We start from the raw sequence: 19,171 nt of genomic DNA on the forward strand, positions 1-19,171 counted from the left end.
CCACTGGGGGATTGACCTTGTACTCGGTAAGGAAACCAAGGATGAAGCTGTTGTTATGACCTTGGTAGAACGCCAGACTCGGTTTGTCCTGGCTTGTCAATTGCCGAATAAGCAAGCAGAGCCGATTAACGCTACAGTTAAGGAACTTCTTTTAGAGTATCCTATTCTTTCGATCACGTCGGACAATGGTTCAGAGTTTAGTAGTTTGTCAGACTTACATGGAGTTGATATATATATATATATGCCCATCCTTATTCTTCGCATGAAAGAGGGACTAATGAAAACTTCAACGTTCTTTTGAGAAAGTTTCTCCCAAAAGGTATCTCTCTAAACCCACTGACAACAGAATAACTTAATCATTATGTCTCTGCTATCACTAATAGACCTAGACGACTTCACCACTATAAAACTGCAAATTTTCTGTTTGGACTAGCCCAAACAGCCTAAACAAAGGAATTCTAAGTCAGCCTCGAACTTGTGGCACTTGACTTGATAATGCGCGATTTTTTTTAAAGTTGCATGAAATGACTTCTAAAGCTTGACTACCAAGCGGTTTTAAGTTATGATAGTTCTTGTTAGAGCATAAGCTCAAAAAAAATTGGAGGATTTGTTAACATGGCTAACAAACAAGATTTGATCGCAAAAGTTGCAGAAAGCACTTCATTGACTAAAAAAGACTCAGCAGCAGCTGTAGATGCTGTTTTTGCAGCAGTTGCAGACTACCTTGCAGCAGGTGAGAAAGTTCAACTTATCGGATTCGGTAATTTTGAAGTTCGTGAGCGTGCAGCACGTACAGGTCGCAACCCACAAACTGGTGAAGAAATCACAATCGCAGCATCAAAAGTTCCAGCATTCAAAGCTGGTAAAGCACTTAAAGACGCTGTAAAATAGTAAAACTGTCCAGTGGACCGTTTTAGCCCCTGAGCCTAGAAATAAGAAGTGAAGGGATAAGAAGACCAGAGATAGTTCTGGTCTTTTGTTTTGAAAACAGTTAGCTAATCTATTTGACGCCTATTGTATCAACGTTTCTGCGTTGTGCAATAGGCTTTTTCTGTGTTTTGGGGCTCCAAGTATCGGGGGAGCGATACTTGGAGGTGGGAAAACAGAGTCTGTGATAAACCAGTGCGAGATCACAGGCTCACTTATGAAAGGGGCATAAAATCAGTAAGTTTCCATGATGTCAGTAACATTTCATTTTTTTAAGGTTAGAGTAAGAGGTTTAGTATCAATTCATCAAATAGTGGCTTTTCATTTGATTGGCTGAGTTTTAGTTGCAGGACTATAATCCCCTTTTATACTATTCTATTGTTCTTACTTTAATGATAATCTACCTTTTTACCTTAAAATTAGACCAGTATGTGCTATAATAGTTCTATGAATACTAAGCAAAAAATTGAGAATTATGAATTATTGTTAATGCTGGCAGAGGGTCTTTTTGCCAATGAGACAAATGCTTTGGCGAATTTGTCAAATGCTTCTGCTATGTTGCGCGTGACTTTGCCAAATTCTGTGTTTACAGGTTTTTACCTTTTTAATGGTCAAGAATTGATTTTAGGGCCTTTTCAAGGTGGTGTTTCTTGTGTTCATATTGCTCTAGGTAAAGGTGTTTGTGGTGAGTCTGCTGAGAAACGTGAAACATTGATTGTAGATGATGTGACTAAACATGAGAACTATATCGCCTGCGATAGTGCAGCCATGTCAGAAATTGTTGTTCCAATGGTTAAAGATGGAAAGTTGGTCGGTGTCCTTGATTTGGATTCACGTTTGGTAGCGGATTATGATGCTATTGATCAGGAGTATTTGGAAAAATTTGTTGCTATTTTACTGGAAAAAACGCATTTTAACTTTGATATGTTTGGAGTAGAAGGTTAATGTATCAAGCACTTTATCGAAAATACCGCAGTCAAGCCTTTGATGAAATGGTTGGACAAGAGGTTATTTCTACGACTTTAAAACAAGCTGTTGCTTCTGGGAAAATTAGCCATGCTTATCTTTTTTCTGGACCTCGTGGGACTGGTAAAACTTCTGCCGCCAAAATCTTTGCTAAGGCAATGAACTGCCCTAATCAAGTAGATGGGGAACCTTGCAATACTTGTGATATTTGCCAAGATATTACCAATGGTAGCCTAGAAGATGTCATTGAAATTGATGCTGCTTCAAATAATGGGGTTGATGAAATTCGTGACATCCGTGATAAATCTACCTATGCTCCAAGTCGAGCGACATACAAGGTTTATATCATTGACGAGGTTCATATGTTATCAACGGGGGCTTTTAATGCTCTCTTGAAAACTTTAGAAGAGCCGACTGAGAATGTTGTATTCATTTTGGCTACGACAGAACTGCACAAGATTCCAGCAACCATCTTATCTCGTGTGCAACGATTTGAATTTAAATCCATTAAGCAGGTCGCTATTCAACAACATTTGGCAAGGATTTTAACCAAAGAAGGTATTTCTTATGAAGATGATGCCTTGGTGATTATTGCTCGACGTGCTGAAGGAGGTATGCGTGATGCTCTCTCGATTCTTGATCAAGCATTGAGTTTGGCACCAGATAACCAAGTGACAGTTGCCATTGCAGAAGAAATTACGGGATCGATTGGACTTGTGGCACTTGATGATTATGTGACAAATATTCGTTACCATCAGGTGACAGAGGCGCTTGAGAACTTGGAGACCCTCTTTGACAGTGGTAAATCCATGAGTCGCTTTGCGACGGATTTGTTGACTTACCTTCGTGATTTGCTAATTGTTCAAACCGGTGGACAAGCCAATCGTCAGACGGAGCAGTTTACTGAAAACCTAAATATTCCTCAAAGTCAGCTATTTGCTATGATTGATACGGTTACGACTAGCTTGCCTGAGATTAAAACAGGTACACATCCTAAGATTTATGCAGAGATGATGACCATTCGTTTAGGGGACAATAGCAAAGCAGTTCAAACGGAGATTCCAGAAAACTTAGAAGCAGAGCTTAGTCAGCTACGTTCAGAAATCGCTGAGCTGAAAAAACAATTATCACAAGGGATTGCAAATCCTAGCTCTGCCATTGCTCCAAAACCTCAAACCAAGAAAAGTGCTATCGCCTTCAAAGTGGACCGTGTCAAAATCATAACGATCATGGAAGAAACAGTTGCGGATAGCCAACGCTCGCGTGAGTATCTTGAGGCATTAAAGGGTGCGTGGAATGAGATTTTAGATAGCATCTCGGCTCAAGATAGGGCCTTGTTATTGGGGTCAGAGCCAGTTCTTGCCAACTCGGAAAATGCTATTTTAGCCTTTGATGCGGCATTTAACGCAGAACAGGCCATGAAGCGAGAAAATCTCAATGCCATGTTTGGCAATATTATGAGTAAAGCCGCAGGCTTTTCTCCGCAAATTATGGCAGTGCCACGCCAAGACTTCAATGAGATTCGTGCAGAATTTGCTCAAAAAATGAAAGCACAACGTACGGAATCGGAAGAAAGTGTCGCAGAAGAACCAGTACTACCAGAAGAATTTGCTTACTTGACAGATAAAGTTGAGATTGTGGAAGATTAAGAGAATAGATGAGGCTAGAAAAAGCTTAAAAACAGAGAATGGCTTAGAGTGACGTTTCTTGACAACATCACTCTAAGCCGTTTTATATTGTTTACTTTTTTTATTGCAAGACTAACATTTAAGTTTTTGCCAGCTTCATTTATTAGTGTGATTAAGAAATGATAATTTTTAGTAGATACCTTTAATAGAGATTGTGATTATCTAACAACGATAATGGGAAGTAGTTTTTGTTTTTTCATGTGAAATACCTCGCTTTTATTTTTTTCTATATTTATGATAAAATGTTAAAAATCAAAAAATTCCCATATATGCGTGATTGAGGTGTGATATGAAAAATTTTGGAGAAATTTTTAAAAAGTTTCGAGAATCGCGAGGATTAAAGTTAAAAGATGTTGCAAAGGCTGGTATATCAACGTCCCAGCTATCTCGATTTGAAAAAGGAGAGACAGATTTAACCATTTCTAAGTTCATGCTTATCTTAGATGAAATTAACATGCCTATTGACGAATTTATGTATGCTGTGCATGATTTTCATAGGGATGAACTCAATGAACTTTTGTCAAAGGTTAGGCATTTTGTATCTAATCATGATGTTGATGGGTTGAAAAAATTACTCTATTCCCAAATGGAGTCAAATCCTAAACAAGAGAAATTTCATAAGCTTAATATCATTTTATTAAAAATTCGCTTACAAGATTTATCAGGAGAAGCTTATTATTCTAGTGGTGATTTATCGTATCTAACCGATTATCTTATTAGTGTGGAATATTGGGGATATTATGAACTTTTGATTTTTTCAAATACTTTAGATGTCCTAAAACATGATGTTTTCATGGTTTTGGCTAGAGAAATGTCTAGGCGTTCTGATTTCTATAAAGAAATTCCAAATAATAGACGATTAATCTCATCAATGTTATTAAACGGATATATCACATGTGTTGAGAGAGGAAAATTTCTGGATGCTCTGTATTTTGAAAAACAACTAAACCAATGCTTTTTCACTGAGACTGAAATTTATGAGCGATTGGCGTTTCAGTATGCACAACATCTGTATCATTATAAAAAAGAGAAGGATTGTAAAGCAATTATTGAAATGAGAAAGTGTATCGCTGCAATGAAATTAGCAGGAAGTAACCACTTATCCAAAACTTACGAAGGGCATTTAGAAAAAATTTTAGGAGAACATAGCTAATCAGCAGATATGGGAAAGAAATTTAAAGTTTTTTTCAGAGTGATATACTTAAAGCGTGATGAAGGAGGTTCCATTATGGAAATGTCGCCTTATGTTTTAAGTCAGATGGAAATGTATATTACAAAACCAAAAATAATCATTCTTTTTTCATAACGAATGAATTATTACGAAAAATAGAATGTGATGCAATAACAAAAATGCAATATTATGATTATTTAACATCATATCATTATCAACGGGAAGAAAATGAGTTACAAGATACGCTAGATAGAATTAAAACTGCCGATGAAAAACTGCTAGAATTTATAATTCTAACACATAGAGACTGTAACATTAGATGTAAATATTGTTATGAGAAATTTAAGAATATTTCAATGTCTCTAGAGGTAGAAGATGCTATTGTAACATTCGCGGATAAACTATTATCCGAGGGAAAGGTTGTGTAGACTTTATAAAGAGCGAATACAAAAGGATTTTTCACTTTTTATTCTTACCAAATCTTATAACGATATCCTTGATATAAATTAAATTTTTGGAGGAATTAACCATGATTATAAAAGAAAATAAAAAATATGACCCAACTTCAGCTGTTGAAAAACCAGGTAACGGATTTTGTCCGAATTTTATCTGTGGTAAGTAGCTTGTAACTAGTTGGCTAACCTTTCCTAGCTAACTTCTTTATTTAGAGGAGATGATATGAAATTACTTTCCTATCTTGGTAAATTCCGTTATTTTGCCCTTGTGGTCTTTATATTAGGGGCTTTCTCTAGTATTTTACAGTCATTAGTCATTCAAAAAGTGATGACGATTGATAGGGTAACGGACTTTGAATCGCTTGGGAAACTGTTTGTCGTAGGATTGTTGACTTATCTGCTATTTTATGGTCTAGAATTTGGGGCAAATGTTATTTATGATGTGTCTTGTAAACGTATCATGTTAGCTTTGCGAGATAAATTGACAAAGACGCTCCTCTTAACGAAGGAGTCAATAGACCAGCATGAGACGACCAATTTTCTCAGTCAAGATTTAGAATTTTTCTATGACAATTACGTGACTCAGGTCATGCGTTTGCCCAAAAATGGGATGATTTTCGTAGTTGTATCAGTTTATTTATTCACCTTAAATCCTGTTCTAGCGCTTCTGTTTATTTTAGGCTCTCTTTTACGCCCATTACCACAAGTGCTTTTAAGTAAAATGGCGGATACTCTTGGTCAAAAGCAGAGCGAGGAGCGTGAGCGTTCCATGGCTCTCATTATGGACTATATCAATGGTGGAAGCACACTATTACATCATCAGGCATTTGACACGACCTACGGAAAATTGGAACATCAGGTGCTGACTTATGAAACTGCCCGTCGAAACTATTATTATCTGTCTAATTTCCTCTTTTTCTGTAATGGTTTGACACAGTTTTTAGGGCGTGTATTGCCAATTGGAATTTATTTTTTATTACCAAATGTTTTTGGGCATATTCCAGTGTCAGCGTTGGTTGCTATGTTTATTGCTTCAAATAGCTTATCAAATCCCCTTCAAAATATGATGTATGCAACCTTTAGCATGCAGGCTACCAACTCGATTAAAACAAAAATCTATGAGCTAATGGATAAGCCTGTTGATGAAGCAGAAGTTCCATACATCCCTGGTTTTGAGGCCTTGACTTTGCAAAATATCACAAAATCCTATGGAGAGAAATCTATTTTTCAAGAATTTTCCTATACCTTTGAAAAGGGGAAGAAACATTTAATCAAGGGAGCTAGTGGGAGAGGTAAAACAACCCTGTTAAATATCATTAAGGGTGAGAGTGTAGATTCTGGAAAAGTTGCTCTTGTGACCAATGATAATCAACTCTTTGAGACTTATCAAGCTAATATTGGTGTGGTGAGCCAGTCACCCTTCCTCTTTAATGGAAGTCTAGAAGAAAATCTTTGTCTGAATCAGACCTTTTCTCGTGATGAGATGACCAAAGTATTAAAACAAGTTCATTTGCTTGAAGAATTACCAGAAGGTTTAGAGTTTCAGATTGAAAATAATGGAAGCAATGTTTCAGGTGGCCAGCGTGTACGGATAGAATTAGCACGATTTTTACTCCGTCAAAAGGATATTCTGCTGCTTGATGAAGTGACCGCATCCTTGGATAAAGAGAATGCCCGTCGTGTGAGAGAGTTGATTTTTTCACTTCCGATGACCATTATTGAAGTGGCTCACCATGTGGACGAAACAATGGTTTATGATGCTATTATAGAATTGTAGGTGATGAGATGTTTAAGTATTTTAATAAATTTTTGGTGACGTTAGCCCTCATCTCCAGTGTTTTAAACAGTTTTGTCTTTCTCATTGAACCATTGATTACCACAAAAATTTTTGATTTAACTTCTTTAAATAGCAGTAAGAATGTTTGGGAGTTTTTGTTTTATGGCTTGACCCTGTATGTGATTCTATATACGGTGATGTTTATCGCTAATCTCTTACTGAACCAGATAATGACTATTGGTTGTGGCAACATTCGACTTCGTCTCTATCAGCAGTTGATGTTAGGTCATCAGAAAATGGGCAATGATAAGAAAATTTCGCTATTGACACAGGATGTCGAATATTATCTCTGGAACCATATTAGCCCTAGTGTTCTCCTTGTTGCACATATTAGTAATTTCCTCTTACTTAGTATCTACCTCTTGTCCAAAAATATACCGATTGGTTTGCTGTTTATTGTCTGTGCCTTTCTTTTCTTAATTGTTCAACTTAGAATTAGTAAAATAGCAGAGCAAAAAGGGGGCGAACAAGCCGCAGAAAGACAGAAATTACTGAGTTCATTGAGTGATACGATTGCTGGAAGGTCAACATTGGCTCAGAATCAAGCTCTTTCTCCTAGTTTTAAAGTGCTTCAAAAACAATCAGCATACTATGAAAAGTCACGGCAAACATTTGGGATTTATCAATCTTTCTTTGCCTTTTTAGCCAATCAGATGCTCTTTGTGTCTCAATTCTTACCAATCTTTTTAGGCCTGGTTTTGATGACAGTAGGGACAGATTTGAGAACGACTGACCTGATTGCGATGTTTATTGCAGCAACACGTCTGGAACAACCGCTGATGTCAATTGTGGATAATATCTTTAGGCTGAAAGGGTCAAAATCTATTTCTGAAAAGTTTGACCAGATATTAGCCCAGCCTATTCCTAAAGAACAGGAGCGGTCTCTTACTAATGAAGATTTTGAAGCCTTAGCATGTCATCAATTAACGAAGTCCTTTGCAGGTAGAACGCTCTTTTCAAACCTCACTTATCGCTTTGAGAAAGGAAAAAAATATTTGATAAAAGGACCGAGTGGTTCTGGTAAATCAACCTTTTTTAAGTTAATCTCACAAGAATTGAAGCCTGACGAAGGCTCTATCGAGATGGTGACTAAAAATGGTCAGGTAATGGTAGACAATCATCAGCGTATTGGTGTAATTGCTCAGTCACCTTATCTTTTTAATGATAGCATTCGCTATAATTTGACATTGGGAGATAAGTTTTCAGATGCCTTATTATTGGAAAAACTAGAGCAAGTTGATTTAACAGCTGAGTTTGACAATATTTTAGATTACCAAATTGTGAATAATGGAGAAAATATTTCTGGTGGGCAAAGGGTACGGCTAGACATTGCACGAAACCTCATTAGACAAAAAGATGTCCTCTTAGCAGATGAAGTGACAGCTCCGCTGGATGCTCAAAATGCTAAGAACATACGAAATCTGCTATTTAATCTACCAGTTACCGTTATTGAAATTGCCCACCATATTGATGATGATTTTGTCTATGATGGAGAAATTGAGTTAACATCATACAAAAAAGCCTAAAATCCTTGGTCGGATGTGACCAAATTTTAGGCTTTTTGATTTGAATTATAGTTATTACCACGATGTTAAGCTAACTTCCCCACTAGAAATTTCCATCATGCCACCAGAATCTAATTCAACAAGGAGGCCACCGTTTGGAGTAATATCTTGGGCAATACCTGAATAATCCTGCCCATTTTGTGTGAAAGTGACATGCCTATCTAATACTAATGATTTATCACGGTAGACCTTGTACAAATCATGTTCTGGAATGGTTGAAAAGATATGCCAGATTTCACTAATGAGATCGTTTCGTGTAATCGTAGGCAAATCATCTGAAAAGAGGCTACCAGCTTTCTGCTTGAGATCGCTTGGAATATCTTTAAGATGGAAATTAATCCCTACACCAATGATAACATCTGTAATGGTACCAGTCTCAATTGAGGAAACGGCCTCTGTTAAGATACCAACAATTTTTTTACCTTCAAAATAAATATCGTTGACCCATTTGATGTCACAATCTTTACCGGTTAGGCGGTGAATAGCTCGGACTGTTGCACTTGCTACCATGAGCGTATAGGTCGGTAGCTGATCAAAGGCTACATTTGGCTTAATGTGCAAACTCATGTAAATGCCACCATTTTTTTCAGCAAAAAATTGGCGTCCCATTCGCCCACGAGCTGCGGTTTGATTACCCGCCAGATAGAGTCTAGGAGAGGAGTTGCCATTGTCCATGCCTTGCTTGGCATCTAATTGGGTAGAAGCGCTGCTTTGTACAAAAGTCACAGGAAGACCAGTTTTAGAAGTGATTTTATCTGGAATTAAGAGATCACCAGATACCCAGCGATAGCCTTTTCCTTTACTGGTTTCTATCGTAATGCCTTGTTCTTCAAGAGTTTTTATAGCTTTCCAAATAGCTGTGCGAGACACTTGCAAGGATTGAGCCAGACTTTCACCGGTGATAAAGTCTTTTTTCTCGTAAAGTGCCTCAAAAATTTTTTCGTATGTTTTCATAAGTCTAGTATAGTATAAAAAGATTGATTTTGGTAGTTTTAAATGAGAAGATTTTAATAGCCAAAATGAGTTATCTATGTTAGAATAATAACGTTATTAAGTCCCGAAAAGGTAGTTGTATGCTAGTGATTGTTTCCTCTGTTGTGACACTTCAACTGGTTTATAGCTAGTGCTTTGTAACCTAGTAACGCGTAGTGTTCTTTATCGTTCAAGGAGATCTACGAGATTTTTATTAAAGGGGGACATTTTTATGTCAGAACGTAAACTTTTCACGTCTGAGTCAGTTTCGGAAGGACATCCGGATAAGATTGCAGACCAAATTTCAGATGCGATTTTAGATGCGATTTTAGAGCAAGATCCAGAAGCACATGTTGCAGCAGAAACAGCTGTTTATACAGGTTCTGTTCATGTTTTTGGTGAAATTTCGACGACAGCTTATGTTGATATTAACAAAGTTGTTCGTGAGACGATTGCTGAAATCGGTTATAACAATGCAGAATATGGCTTTGCGGCAGATTCTGTTGGCGTACATCCGTCGTTGATTGAACAATCACCAGATATTGCTCAAGGGGTTAATGAAGCTCTTGAAGTACGTGATGGGGAAAAAGATGAACTTAGCTTGATTGGTGCAGGTGACCAAGGTCTTATGTTTGGTTTTGCCATTGATGAGACACCAGAATTAATGCCACTTCCAATTTCATTATCACACCAATTGGTTCGTAAATTAGCAGAGCTTCGTAAATCAGGTGCGATTTCTTACCTTCGTCCAGATGCAAAATCTCAAGTTACAGTGGAATATGATGAAAATGATCAACCAGTGCGCGTGGACACAGTTGTTATCTCTACACAACATGATCCAGAAGCGACAAACGAGCAAATTCGTGAAGATGTGATTAACCAAGTCATTAAAGCTGTTATTCCAACAGAATATCTTGATGAAGACACAAAATTCTTTATCAATCCAACAGGACGCTTTGTTATCGGTGGGCCTCAAGGAGATTCTGGTTTGACAGGACGTAAAATCATTGTGGATACTTACGGTGGTTATTCTCGTCACGGTGGTGGTGCCTTCTCTGGTAAGGATGCTACTAAAGTTGACCGCTCTGCTTCTTATGCGGCACGTTACATCGCTAAAAATATCGTAGCAGCAGGTCTCGCTAAGAAAGCAGAAGTTCAATTGGCTTATGCCATTGGTGTAGCTCATCCAGTATCTGTGCGTGTAGATACTTTTGGTACGGCAACAGTTTCTGAAGCTGCTTTGGAAAAAGCGGTGCGTGAAAACTTTGACCTCCGTCCAGCAGGTATCATTAAGATGCTTGATCTTAAACGCCCAATCTATAAACAAACAGCAGCTTATGGACACATGGGACGTACAGATATCAACCTTCCATGGGAAAATTTGGATAAGGTAGATGCTCTGAAAGCAGCAGTAGCAGAATAATAGCGTTTAGATATGAGGTTGGGACACTTTTCCCTGCCTCTTTTAAATAGAGGCGATGGGGTGGGGAGTAACACTTTCTATAAGAGTGAATGGCCTACCATTGAAATCTGTTTTAGAAAAAATAAAGTAAAACTCACTGAAACTTACTAGAATAAATGAAAAAGATGAAAGCTAATGAAGGTTGGCTTTTTTGGTGTTCTCGTGGTAAAATAAATAATGATTTACAAGTAGAAAAGAAGAGAGAAAATGAATTATTTTAATGTCGGAAAAATTGTTAATACCCAAGGGTTACAGGGTGAGTTGCGTGTGATGAGTGTCACTGATTTTGCGGATGAACGTTTTAATAAAGGCAGTCGCTTATCACTTTTTGATGATAAGGACAACTTTGTGATGGAAGTCGAAGTAGCAAGTCATCGTAAGCAAAAAAACTTTGATATTGTGAAATTCAAAGGACTTTACCATATCAATGATGTTGAAAAGTACAAAGGATTTTCACTCAAAGTGGCTGAGGAAAATTTATCAGAATTAGAAGAGGGTGATTTCTATTATCATGAAATCATCGGTCTAGATGTTTATGAAAATGATGTTCTGATTGGTCAAGTAAAAGAAATTCTACAACCTGGAGCCAATGATGTTTGGGTGGTTAAACGCAAAGGAAAACGTGATTTGTTGCTTCCATACATTCCACCAGTGATTCTCAATGTAGATGTTGCAGGAAATCGTGTTGATGTTGAAATCATGGAAGGGTTAGACGATGAAGATTGATATTCTGACCCTATTTCCTGAGATGTTTGCCCCGCTTGAGCATTCTATTGTCGGTAAGGCAAATGAAAAGGGATTGCTTGAGATCACCTACCATAATTTTCGTGAAAATGCAGAAAAGGCTCGTCATGTGGATGATGAGCCTTATGGTGGAGGTCAAGGAATGTTGCTGCGTGCGCAGCCGATTTTTGATACCATTGAAAAAATTCAAGCTAAAAATCCTCGTGTGATTCTCCTTGATCCAGCAGGACGTACCTTTGATCAAAGCTACGCTGAGGAATTAGCGAGTGAAGAAGAGTTGATTTTTATTTGTGGTCACTATGAAGGCTACGATGAGCGCATCAAAACGTTAGTGACGGATGAAATTTCTCTTGGAGATTTTGTATTGACGGGTGGTGAGCTTGCGGCGATGACCATGGTGGATGCGACGGTGCGCCTTATTCCAGATGTGATTGGTAAAGAGGCCAGTCATCAGGATGATAGCTTCTCATCAGGCCTCTTGGAATACCCACAATACACCCGTCCATATGATTTTCGTGGCATGACTGTGCCGGATGTCTTGATGTCTGGGCATCACGAAAATATCCGCCTTTGGCGTTTGGAACAAAGCCTCAGAAAAACTCTGGAACGCAGACCAGATTTACTTGAGCTGTACCATTTTACTGAAGAAGAAAAACAATTATTAGAAAAGATAAAAAAAGAGGAAATTGATGAATAAACGTATTAATTGGGCACAGTGTGCTGTCTATTTGCTTGGAGTGGTCATTTTAGCGGCGGGGATTACGCTTAATACCAAGAGTCTTTTAGGGGTTTCTCCGGTGACGACTTTACCTTATATTGCAACGGTATTGTCTGGTATCTCACTGGGAATAACGAGCTTTATTTCCTACTGTGTGATGCTGCTTTTACAGGCGATATTGTTGGGAAAAACATTTAGACTTATCCAGCTTTTTCAGCTTATTGCAAGTGTGTTGACCAGTTATTTTATTGAAGTTTTTGATGGGTTAATGCCAACTGCCGAAGGGGTTGTCTTGCAAGGGATTTTTCTAATCTCGGCGGTTGTCTTAATTGCTATTGGTGCTTCGCTTATGATTGCTATGCAGTTAATTCCTAATCCTGCGGATGCTTTGGCGGATGTGATTGGTTTGGTAGCTAAAAAAGGATTTGGTTATGGTAAAAATCTTTTAGATGCTCTGCATATTTTACTAGCTCTAATCATTGGCTTTTTAGCCGGTCAACCGTTTCTAGGGATTGGTATTGGTACTGTGATTGCAATGGTTTTAACCGGTCGTGTAATTGCGCTTGTTCACCCTTATTCCGAAGTATTATTTAAACGTATTCAAGAAAAGTAAGGAGCGATTATGACACAGACTATTCATGATATTACGATTATTGGTGGCGGTCCTGTTGGGCTTTGGGCAGCTTTCTATGCTGGCTTACGTGGCATGGACGTGCAGATTATTGAAAGCCTATCAGAGCTTGGTGGGCAGCCTGCCATTCTTTATCCTGAAAAGAAGATTTATGATATTCCAGGCTATCCAGTCACAACAGGTGCTGAATTAACTGAGAAATTGCTGGAACAGTTAGAGCGTTTTAAGGACAAGACGACAATCTGTCTTAAAGAAGAAGTACAGACTTTTGAAAAGGTTGATGGTATTTTTCACATTAAAACCAATAAAGCAGAGCATTTATCCCGTTCTATTATTATTGCGTGCGGTAATGGTGCTTTTGCGCCACGTCCCTTGGGCGTTGACGGTGAAGACCGTTATGCCGATACGACTATTTTCTACAATGTTCACAAATTGGATCAGTTTGCTGGCAAAAAAGTGGTTATCTGTGGTGGTGGGGACTCAGCAGTTGACTGGGCAAACGCCCTTGAAAGTATCGCAGAGAGTGTCACGATTGTTCACCGCCGAGATAGCTTTCGAGCTCATGAACACAGTGTAGAGGTCATGGAAAACTCTTCTGTGGAGATACTGACTCCTTATGTTCCTCTTTCAATTTCTGGGGAAAATGGCAGAACGACCAGTTTGACTATTCAAAAAGTGAAATCAGGAGAAACACTTGATTTACCACTAGATGCTTTGATTGTCAGTTTCGGCTTTTCAACTAATAATAAAAATCTTAAAAATTGGAATGTGGATTACAAACGCACTTCAATTAACGTATCTCGTAACTTTGAAACTAGTCAAGAAGGTGTTTTTGCAATCGGTGATGCCGCAGATTATGAAGGCAAAGTTGAGCTGATTGCGACAGGATTTGGTGAAGCGCCGATTGCAGTAAACGAAGCCATCAAATATGCACACCCAGACAAGGATAACCGTCCAGTGCACTCAACATCGTTGATCAATGAGTAAACGTTACAGGAGAGACGGTTTTATCTTGTTATCCGTTTACTAACTCTTGCCTGTAAAAAGTGGTCAATGCTTTATAATGAGAACACAAAAAAGGAGTTGGATTCAGTCCAGCTCCTTTTGCTATCTTAGGTATAGCATAGCTCTGATGAACAGCGAGTGGAAAGTTTTTGAGATTAGCTCAGTTAGATCATTCTAGTTCTTAAAGGTATTCATCTCTAGAGTTTTAGAAAAGTGAGGAAATATAGTAGAATGAAACTAAAACAGGAGACCATTGAATCAGAGACATATGCTATAATTACCGCTTTATTACGACTCTTTTGTGTCCTAATGTTGATTCAAATTTTGGAGCTGTTGTATCTAACGTTGTTTTAGGGGCTATTTAGGCATTAATTGGGTGTCTGTTGTGTTTTTCGTGCTCTTTGGAAGTTTTTGAGAGATATTGCTTGACTTTGCTAGAAAATAGTGTAGAATGAAATCTGTAAACGATTGCAAAGGAGGTGCCCCTATTTTAAAATCTGAACGTAAGCAACTGATTATGGATAAGTTAGCACAAGAGCATTTTGTGACTTTGGAAGAGTTGGTTAGTTTACTAGAGACCTCAGAATCAACGGTTCGGAGAGATTTGGATCAGCTGGAGTCTGAAAATAAATTACGCCGTGTTCATGGCGGTGCGGAGAGTTTACAGGCGCTGAGAGATGAACCGAGCAACCTTCAAAAATCTGTCAAAAACATTCAAGAAAAACGTCAGATTATCACTCGAGCTCTGGAAGAGATTCATGCTAATGATGTGATTTTTATAGATGCTGGAACCACAACGGCGCTCTTGGTAGATGTTTTGACAGACACGACGATAACTGTAGTGACTAATTCTGTTCACCATGCTAGTCAGCTGATTGATAAAGGGATTCGGACGATTATCATTGGCGGTTTTGTCAAAGAAACTACCGATGCCAGTATTGGTCAAGCTGCGTTGATGCAGATCAAACAGCTCAATTTTGACAAGGCTTTTATGGGGATGAATGGTGTGGATACTGCTTATCTCACTACTCCAGATTATGAAGAGGCTATGGTCAAAAGGGCAATTATTGATAATGCCAAGGAGTGTTTTGTTCTTGTGGATGCGTCAAAATTGGGTCATGTCTCCTTTGTCAAGGTTGCAGAAATTGAAAAGGTGACGCTACTTACCTCTGACAGTAGCTCTGCCATTTTCCAAAAAATAAAAGAAAAAACGAGGGTAATAGAAGTATGATTTATACGGTAACCCTAAATCCATCCATCGACTTTATTGTGCGTCTGGATAGCGTAGAAGTTGGCGCTGTTAACCGCATGGAGAGCGATGACAAGTACGCAGGTGGAAAAGGGATTAACGTCAGTCGTATCTTGCAAAAGTTGGGGTACGACAATACGGCTACTGGTTTTATCGGTGGTTTTACGGGACGTTTTGTGACAGATGGTCTGGTAGCTGAGGGTATTAAGGCGCAGTTTGTTGAGGTGGATCAAGACACTCGTATCAATGTCAAGATTAAGGCTGACCACGAGACTGAAATCAATGGTACAGGGCCAGTTATCACGGAAGAGCAGCTTGCTGAGCTTGAAAAAACTTTGTCGCAAGTGACTCCAGATGATGTGGTGGTCTTTGCAGGTTCAGCTCCGGCAAACCTTGGTAATCAGGTTTATAACCGATTGATTCCTTTGGTGAAAAATGCTGGCGCAGAAGTGGTTTGTGATTTTGAAGGACAGACTCTTCTTGACAGTTTAGCTTATGAGCCACTCTTGGTGAAGCCAAATAACCATGAGCTCGAAGCGATTTTTGGCGTGGAACTTAATGGCATTGACGATATTGAAACCTATGCTCGTCACATTCTAGCTAAGGGTGCTAAAAACGTGATTGTGTCAATGGCTGGTGATGGTGCGCTTTTAGTGACGCCAGAGGCAGCTTATTTTGCAAAACCAATCAAGGGTCAAGTGAAAAATTCTGTAGGAGCTGGTGACTCAATGGTGGCTGGCTTTACTGGTGAATTTGTAGCTACTGGAAATCCACTTGAAGCGCTCAAATGGGGCGTGGCCTGTGGAACAGCAACAGCTTTCTCAGATGATTTGGCAAGCATTGACTTTATTAAAGAAACTTTTGAAAAAGTAGAGGTAGAAAAACGATGAAAATTCAAGATTTATTGAAGAAAGATTTGATGTTGCTTGATCTTCAAGCAATTTCAAAGGAAATGGCAATTGACGAGATGATTACACAACTCGTTGATAAAGAGGTTGTACACGATTTTGATGTCTTTAAAAAGGGTATTATGACACGTGAAGAGCAAATGACAACTGGTCTTGGTGATGGTATTGCCATGCCACATGCTAAAAATATTGTGGTAGCTGAGCCAGCAGTGCTTTTTGCAAAATCAAACAAGGGTGTTGATTACCAATCACTTGATGGTCAACCGACTGATTTGTTCTTTATGATTGCTGCACCTCAAGGGGCTAACGACACTCACTTGGCAGCACTTGCTGAATTGTCACAGTATCTTTTGAAAGATGGTTTTGCTGATAGCCTTCGTAAAGCAATGACACCAGAAGAAGTTATTGCAGTCTTTGATGCAGCATCTGAAAAAGCAGAGGCTGAAACGGTTGTAGTTCCTGAAGAAGGTCAAGATTTCATTGTTGCTGTTACAGCATGTACAACTGGTATTGCTCACACTTACATGGCAGAAGAGTCACTTAAAAAAGTAGCAGCTGAAATGGGTGTTGCTATTAAAGTTGAAACAAACGGAGCTTCAGGTGTTGGTAACAAATTAACCGCAGAAGATATTGCTAAAGCAAAAGGTGTTATCATTGCGGCTGATAAAGCAGTTGACATGCCTCGTTTCAATGGTAAACCACTTGTGAACCGTCCAGTTGCTGATGGCATCAAGAAAACCGAGGAGCTTATCAACATCATCTTAAACGGTGAAGCAGAAACTTATGTGGCTAAAGATGGTGCGCAAGCGGCTACTTCAGAAGAAAAATTGTCAGCAGGTCAAGCTTTCTATAAACACTTGATGAGTGGTGTATCACAAATGCTTCCATTCGTTATCGGTGGTGGTATCATGATTGCCCTAGCATTCTTATTTGATAACCTTTTAGGTGTTCCTCAGGATCAACTTGGAAATCTTGGTTCATACCATGAAATTTCTTCAACTTTCATGAAGATTGGTCAGGCTGCCTTTGGTTTCATGATTCCAGTATTTGCTGGTTATGTTGCCTATTCAATCGCTGAAAAACCAGGTATGGTTGCAGGTTTCGTTGCGGGTGCCATTGCTTCAAATGGTTTGGCTTATGGTAAAATTGCTTACGCTGCTGGTGGAGAAGCGACAGCAGGTCTTGCAGGTGTGCCATCAGGTTTCCTTGGTGCTCTTGTAGGTGGTTTTCTTGCTGGTTACCTTGTTCTTGCGCTTAAAAAATACGTGAAAGTGCCACGTTCATTGGAAGGTGCAAAATCTATCTTGATCTTGCCACTCTTTGGTACCATTTTGACAGGCCTTGCGATGTTAGCGGTTAACATTCCAATGTCAGCAATCAATACTGCGCTTAATAATTTCTTGAACGGTTTGTCAGGTAGCTCAGCTGTTCTTCTTGGACTTCTTGTCGGTGGTATGATGGCAATTGACATGGGTGGTCCAGTCAATAAAGCAGCTTATGTTTTTGGTACTGGTACACTTGCTGCGTCTGTGACAAACGGTGGTTCAATTGTCATGGCAGCGGTTATGGCTGGTGGTATGGTTCCACCTCTTGCAGTTTTCATTGCAACACTTCTTTTCAAAGACAAATTTACAGATGAAGAACGTGATTCAGGTTTGACTAACATCATCATGGGTCTTTCATTCATTACGGAAGGTGCGATTCCATTTGCCGCTGCTGACCCAGCGCGTGCAATCCCAAGCTTTATCGCAGGTTCTGCGATTGCAGGTGGACTTGTTGGTCTTGCTGGTATCAAATTGATGGCACCACACGGTGGTATCTTCGTTATCGCTTTGACATCAAATCCAATCCTTTACCTTGCTTTTGTCCTTGTCGGAGCAATCATCTCAGGTGTCCTCTTTGGTTACCTTCGCAAAGCAAAATAAGATAAACAGTTGAGTGGGACAGAAGTCATGATTTCGAAGTCTTGGCTTCCCTTCGCTCTCTGATTTCTAAGCTCAGGCTGAAACTGTCCACTGGACACTTTCACTCCCACCTCCGCACAGCTCCAAAGGTCTGTGAGATTTTTGGAGGTTGAAAATAAGATGAACGACGTTCATCACATTCGTATAGGATGGCTGCTAACGGTTGCGTGGTACTAAAATAGTCCGGTGGACTATTTTAGGTGGACACTTGAAAATGAAGAAGTGTCCAGTTGCAGACCTCCAATCAACCACTGCGCCAGTCTGTTATTACTATCAAAAAGAGAAGGCTGAGATATTGATATACTCCCCTTATAGTGGACAGTGAAAAAACAAAAATTCACTAGAAACTAAAAGGGGAGTTTTCGTATGTCAAAAAGAAGTCCAAAATCAGTAGAAGAAAAAGTAGAGATTGTTAACTTGTATCTAGAAAAAGGGAAATCCATTTCAAGCTTAATAAGGGAATATGGCGTTAGTGATACCACCATTAGAACTTGGGTTCGTAAATACAAACATCTAGGTATAGCAGGACTAAGAGAAAGTAAAACTTGGACGAGGTACTCAAAAGAAATCAAAGAACAAGCCGTACAAGATTATCTTAATGGAACAGGGTCAACGTATACTATTTGTGACAGGTATCAAATATCCTCTAGAAGTGTTCTCGAAACGTGACTAAAACGGTATACTAGTGGTATAGAAATCAAACCAACTAGTAAAGGATTAAGTCGTATGAAACAGGGACGTAAAACCACTTTTGAAGAACGTGTGGAGATTGTCAACTTCACCATTACTCATGATAAGGACTATCAGGCAGCGATTGAGAAATATGGTATTTCCTACCAACAAGTTTATTTCTGGGTGAGAAAGTTTGAGAAGGATGGTAGTCAAGGACTCCTAGATCGCAGAGGTAAA

15 protein-coding genes and 2 pseudogenes are annotated in these 19,171 nt (G+C 39.0%); 16 read left to right on the top strand and 1 reads right to left on the bottom strand.

Annotated elements, in window-relative coordinates; translation table 11 throughout:
* From ACFPQ3_RS05830 to ACFPQ3_RS05860, 7 genes and pseudogenes are all read left to right on the top strand, one after another.
* Positions 1 to 447: pseudogene (locus ACFPQ3_RS05830) on the top strand (IS30 family transposase); the annotation flags it as partial.
* A gap of 168 nt (positions 448 to 615) precedes the next feature.
* Positions 616 to 891 (top strand): HU family DNA-binding protein, encoded by a 276-nt coding sequence (locus ACFPQ3_RS05835; RefSeq protein WP_156807119.1) that lies wholly within the window; start codon positions 616 to 618, stop codon positions 889 to 891.
* A 483-nt stretch (positions 892 to 1,374) separates the two neighbouring features.
* Positions 1,375 to 1,872 carry a GAF domain-containing protein gene (locus ACFPQ3_RS05840; protein WP_156807120.1) on the top strand — a complete coding sequence of 166 codons (498 nt, stop codon included), beginning with the start codon at positions 1,375 to 1,377 and terminating at the stop codon, positions 1,870 to 1,872.
* Positions 1,872 to 3,542: a DNA polymerase III subunit gamma/tau gene (gene dnaX / locus ACFPQ3_RS05845; RefSeq protein WP_156807121.1), complete on the top strand. Its 1,671-nt coding sequence runs from the start codon at positions 1,872 to 1,874 to the stop codon at positions 3,540 to 3,542. Before ACFPQ3_RS05840 ends, dnaX begins: the two co-directional genes overlap by 1 nt.
* Positions 3,543 to 3,870: 328 nt before the next feature.
* Entirely contained in the window at positions 3,871 to 4,734 is an 864-nt protein-coding gene (locus ACFPQ3_RS05850; protein WP_156807122.1) for a helix-turn-helix domain-containing protein, read from the top strand.
* Between the two features lie 696 nt (positions 4,735 to 5,430).
* On the top strand, positions 5,431 to 6,984 hold the full coding sequence (locus ACFPQ3_RS05855; protein ID WP_156807123.1) for an ATP-binding cassette domain-containing protein: 1,554 nt from the start codon (positions 5,431 to 5,433) through the stop codon (positions 6,982 to 6,984).
* Positions 6,985 to 6,992: 8 nt separating this feature from the next.
* Positions 6,993 to 8,570: an ATP-binding cassette domain-containing protein gene (locus ACFPQ3_RS05860; protein WP_156807124.1), complete on the top strand. Its 1,578-nt coding sequence runs from the start codon at positions 6,993 to 6,995 to the stop codon at positions 8,568 to 8,570.
* A gap of 54 nt (positions 8,571 to 8,624) precedes the next feature.
* On the opposite strand, the gene birA is transcribed toward ACFPQ3_RS05860, so the two are convergent.
* Positions 8,625 to 9,563 carry a bifunctional biotin--[acetyl-CoA-carboxylase] ligase/biotin operon repressor BirA gene (gene birA / locus ACFPQ3_RS05865; protein WP_156807125.1) on the bottom strand — a complete coding sequence of 313 codons (939 nt, stop codon included), beginning with the start codon at positions 9,561 to 9,563 and terminating at the stop codon, positions 8,625 to 8,627.
* A 250-nt stretch (positions 9,564 to 9,813) separates the two neighbouring features.
* On the opposite strand from birA, the gene metK reads away from it, so the two are divergent.
* From metK to ACFPQ3_RS05910, 9 genes and pseudogenes are all read left to right on the top strand, one after another.
* Positions 9,814 to 11,004, top strand: a complete 1,191-nt coding sequence (metK, locus tag ACFPQ3_RS05870; RefSeq protein WP_156807126.1) for a methionine adenosyltransferase — start codon at positions 9,814 to 9,816, stop codon at positions 11,002 to 11,004.
* Between the two features lie 246 nt (positions 11,005 to 11,250).
* A complete protein-coding gene (gene rimM / locus ACFPQ3_RS05875) occupies positions 11,251 to 11,769 on the top strand; it encodes a ribosome maturation factor RimM (protein WP_156807127.1) in 519 nt (172 codons plus the stop codon).
* The gene (trmD, locus tag ACFPQ3_RS05880) at positions 11,759 to 12,484 is read left to right on the top strand and encodes a tRNA (guanosine(37)-N1)-methyltransferase TrmD (protein WP_156807128.1); all 726 of its coding nucleotides are present in this window, start codon (positions 11,759 to 11,761) and stop codon (positions 12,482 to 12,484) included. Before rimM ends, trmD begins: the two co-directional genes overlap by 11 nt.
* The gene (locus ACFPQ3_RS05885; RefSeq protein ID WP_156807129.1) at positions 12,477 to 13,118 is read left to right on the top strand and encodes a YczE/YyaS/YitT family protein; all 642 of its coding nucleotides are present in this window, start codon (positions 12,477 to 12,479) and stop codon (positions 13,116 to 13,118) included. The genes trmD and ACFPQ3_RS05885 overlap by 8 nt, the downstream gene beginning before the upstream one ends.
* A 9-nt stretch (positions 13,119 to 13,127) precedes the next feature.
* On the top strand, positions 13,128 to 14,123 hold the full coding sequence (locus ACFPQ3_RS05890) for an NAD(P)/FAD-dependent oxidoreductase (RefSeq protein ID WP_156807130.1): 996 nt from the start codon (positions 13,128 to 13,130) through the stop codon (positions 14,121 to 14,123).
* 469 nt (positions 14,124 to 14,592) lie between these two features.
* Positions 14,593 to 15,372 (top strand): DeoR/GlpR family DNA-binding transcription regulator, encoded by a 780-nt coding sequence (locus tag ACFPQ3_RS05895; RefSeq protein ID WP_232323265.1) that lies wholly within the window; start codon positions 14,593 to 14,595, stop codon positions 15,370 to 15,372.
* Positions 15,369 to 16,280 carry a 1-phosphofructokinase gene (pfkB, locus tag ACFPQ3_RS05900; RefSeq protein ID WP_156807131.1) on the top strand — a complete coding sequence of 304 codons (912 nt, stop codon included), beginning with the start codon at positions 15,369 to 15,371 and terminating at the stop codon, positions 16,278 to 16,280. Before ACFPQ3_RS05895 ends, pfkB begins: the two co-directional genes overlap by 4 nt.
* Positions 16,277 to 18,223, top strand: a complete 1,947-nt coding sequence (locus tag ACFPQ3_RS05905; RefSeq protein WP_156807132.1) for a fructose-specific PTS transporter subunit EIIC — start codon at positions 16,277 to 16,279, stop codon at positions 18,221 to 18,223. Before pfkB ends, ACFPQ3_RS05905 begins: the two co-directional genes overlap by 4 nt.
* Positions 18,224 to 18,628: 405 nt before the next feature.
* Positions 18,629 to 19,171: pseudogene (locus tag ACFPQ3_RS05910) on the top strand (transposase); the annotation flags it as partial.

Origin of the sequence: Streptococcus caledonicus (assembly GCF_042656225.1) — a bacterium.
GTDB lineage: Bacteria > Bacillota > Bacilli > Lactobacillales > Streptococcaceae > Streptococcus > Streptococcus caledonicus.